Origin of the sequence: Treponema sp. (genome assembly GCF_024696245.1) — a bacterium.
Taxonomy (GTDB): Bacteria; Spirochaetota; Spirochaetia; order Treponematales; family Treponemataceae; genus Treponema_D.
On sequence record NZ_JAILGZ010000146.1, the window covers coordinates 1 to 3,260 of the forward strand.

The window sequence follows — 3,260 nt, forward strand, 5'->3', positions numbered from 1 at the left end:
CCTATATTTTCTTTCCTTATCACGATATGATAGATTTTTCGCATTATTTTAGGCTTATGAATTATAAATTAGATTACATTGCAATCGACTTTGAAACCGCAAATCAGTACAAAAACTCTGCCTGCTCAATTGGACTGGTACGCTTTATTAATGGGAAGGAAACAGATTCCTGTTATTCGTTAATTCACCCTGCAAAAATGTATTTTATTCCTGAATGGACCAGGTACATTCATCACATTTCTTATAGCCAGGTCCGGGATAAGCCTTACTTCCCGGAAATCTGGGATACAATGGTTATGCCCTTTATCAGAAAAACACCAGGCATTTCTCTTGTAGCCCATAACGGGCAAACTTTTGATATGCCGGTAATCCGGGAATGCTGTAATTATTTCGGAATGGAAATTCCTTCCCTTACATATTTTGATTCACTTCCTGTTGCAAGAAAAACGTGGCCTGAAGCCGAAAGTCACAAACTGACAGAACTGGGAAAAGACTTTGATATCAAGTATCTTGCCCATGATGCACTTGAAGATTCCAGAACCTGCGGTCAAATTATAAATCTTGCTGCCGAAAAATGGGGCGTCCATTCAATAAATGAACTTCTTTCAAAATGTGGATTAAATCTCTTAAAATTGTAAAACTCTATCTTTAAATGATAGGATTTTATGTTATAATAGAGTTATGAATTTTTCAAAGCAGTTAGAAGAAGTAAATAAAAACCGTCGCTCAGTTGGTAAACCTGAAGTAAAAATGACAAACCGTCATATTGAAATGCTTCAGAGCCTTAGAGATGCCCCTGAGCATCCTGACGTCAAATATAATTCAAAATACTTTCAGAATCTATTTAAAGTTGCAAATATTACTATTTTACGTATCGCTCAGGATTTAAGAGAACTAAATCTAATTGAAACTAAACATCAGCAGTATGTTCTTAAAGAAGGTTTTGATGAATGGGACGAGCTCTTTGATAAAGATGCAAAAAATCAGATTGTCCTGATTGCCGGTATCAAGGGCTTACTTCAACAGTATAAAGGAACACCCCTCTTTGACAATATTGAAAAACTCTTCTATTTTCTTGAACCAAAAATTGCCAAATCAAACGGTCTTATTTCTTCTGCCAGAATTGCGGTTCCGCCTCAGATGGAATTTAATATCAATTTAAATAACTGGGAAAAGATTCTTAAGGCAATGGAACAGAATAAAAAAATAAAGACCCGGTACACAGCTCCCTATAAGGATTCTGAAATTCAAAGAACTCTCTGGCCCTACCAGGTTCTTCTGGATAATGGAACCGTTTATCTTTTTGCCCGTGATGAAAAAAAGAATCGCGATTTGCTATATGACCTGAATAAGCTTGAAGGAATTACAATAACAAACGAAGAGTTTGAACTTCCAGAAGACTTCGATTTTACAAAACGCTGCAAAGGGGGCAGACTTGGTGCATTTTCAAGTGATAAAGTTGTGAAATATAAAATTGAAGTTACAGGCTATGCAAGTTACTGGATAAAAGACCATAAATGGGCAGATGACCAGACTTTTGAAGATGTTGATGATGAAGATGTAATAATCAGATTCTCTTCCTGCCAGTTTGCTAAAGTCATGGAACTTGTTCTAAGCCTTGGCTCCAGTGCAAAACCGCTTGCTCCAAAGTCATTTGTAGATAAGTGGAAAAAAGAGGTCACCGCAATGTTTAAAAGTATAAGTGAGTAAATGAAAAAAAAGTAGGCACTGTGGTAAAATAAACACAGGTGCCTGCAGCGAAAATCAAACAAGTCTGTAAAGGCAAAATATTTGTCATTTTCGTTATCATCTTCCCACCAGTTAATATATTCTTTACTTGGTGCACCAATAATACATACGCTGTTTTCTTTTTTGAATTGTGATACTGACTCGGTAATTTTCTAGATATTACATGGCCAGTCATATCGGACTATCACAAAATTATTGTAGTTATCGTCTGGGGATTTTATTTCTATGCATTCAAAATCTTTTTGGGCAGGCATATATTTCTCCATTATGGAATAGCTGTGTATTCTTGCGCGAATTCATCACAAGATTTTATAGCAAGGCGCAAAGCATTTTTTATATCTTCCTGTTTGTTTATCCAATCCTTAAAATCAGTATAGAAAAAAACACAAGGAGAAAAATGCTTCACTGGATTCTTTCCCAGGGAGCTGACATCGAACCGCTTGAACCCGCAGATTTTGTTGAGAAATGGAGAGAGTGGGTTTTGGAGATGTATAATTTAATTAAGGAAAAATAGTTTTTATATAAATATGTCTAGTCTGTTACATACTTATATTTTAGTTTGTTTGTTTTCTCTGCTACATATGTGCAATATATTGTTTTTACTTTGTCTTCTGATATTTTAATTGAAGTTATTTTATAATCTGCTGAAGCATCAAATTGTCTGAAGCTAAAATCATAGAACCATTCTTTTATTTTGTCCTGTTCTAAAGCTTTTTTGAACAGGCTGTAAGTATATGCCATGTGTTCTTTTTCAGGTTTTAAAAGACCAATAGAAAAATTATAATAAGTTATAACCTTTTTCAAATCAGTTGGTGGGTCAAACGGGCGATAATTACTTCCTGGTATATTATTTATGATAGTCATTTTATATTCCAAAGTTGGAGACTCTCTATAAATAACTTCTACTTCATAATCAGGTTTATTCTTATCGCCAAAGAAAAGTTTTTTATGATTTTCTTCATCAATAATTAAATGGATGTTTCCTTTGCAAAATTGATAATAATGGTCATCATTATCTCTAAGGAAACTGATATAAGAATCATCTAATTCGTCTCTATAACTAAAGCATGGCATTGCAGTGGCTATAGCAATAAGTATCATAAAAAAAAATTTCATTCTGTAAACTCCTCTGCTTCTATATCAAATACAACAATCTTATCATGTTCAGTGTTATGACTACCCCACTACTAAATATCCAAGCAGAAATTTTTAAGCCTTAGTCTTAGGCATAGCTTTAGTTTCAGACTTTTCTTTAGCCTTAGACTTTGACGCAGCTTTAGTCTTACTCCTAGTCTCAGTTTTAGTTTTATCCTTTGCTTTAGCTTTAGCCTTTGTCTTTGGCGCAGCTTTTGTCTTAGTCTCAGTTTCAGAATTGCTCGTAAAATTAGACCTAATCAGCTCTTCAATTTTTTGCAGATCCTTAAGACTATCCTTGATTAAATTATTATCTCTAAATGAGTAATAATCGGATTTAGTTACGATTAAATCGTCAACTAATTTCATATTCATCA

5 protein-coding genes are annotated in these 3,260 nt (G+C 34.1%); 3 read left to right on the forward strand and 2 right to left on the reverse strand.

Annotated elements, in window-relative coordinates:
- The first annotated feature begins 56 nt into the window (after positions 1-56).
- From K6D58_RS10330 to K6D58_RS10340, 3 genes are all read left to right on the forward strand, one after another.
- The gene (locus K6D58_RS10330) at positions 57-638 is read left to right on the forward strand and encodes an exonuclease domain-containing protein (protein WP_296830380.1); all 582 of its coding nucleotides are present in this window, start codon (positions 57-59) and stop codon (positions 636-638) included.
- A 43-nt stretch (positions 639-681) separates the two neighbouring features.
- Positions 682-1,710 (forward strand): helix-turn-helix transcriptional regulator, encoded by a 1,029-nt coding sequence (locus tag K6D58_RS10335; RefSeq protein WP_296830382.1) that lies wholly within the window; start codon positions 682-684, stop codon positions 1,708-1,710.
- 202 nt (positions 1,711-1,912) lie between these two features.
- Positions 1,913-2,263: a hypothetical protein gene (locus K6D58_RS10340; RefSeq protein ID WP_296830384.1), complete on the forward strand. Its 351-nt coding sequence runs from the start codon at positions 1,913-1,915 to the stop codon at positions 2,261-2,263.
- Between the two features lie 17 nt (positions 2,264-2,280).
- Here the strand turns inward: K6D58_RS10340 and K6D58_RS10345 are convergent, their stop codons facing one another.
- Together K6D58_RS10345 and K6D58_RS10350 are read right to left on the reverse strand one after the other, a co-directional pair.
- Positions 2,281-2,865 carry a hypothetical protein gene (locus K6D58_RS10345; RefSeq protein ID WP_296830386.1) on the reverse strand — a complete coding sequence of 195 codons (585 nt, stop codon included), beginning with the start codon at positions 2,863-2,865 and terminating at the stop codon, positions 2,281-2,283.
- Positions 2,866-2,958: 93 nt separating this feature from the next.
- The coding region (locus tag K6D58_RS10350; protein WP_296830388.1) for a hypothetical protein at positions 2,959-3,260 on the reverse strand (302 nt) is incomplete at its 5' end.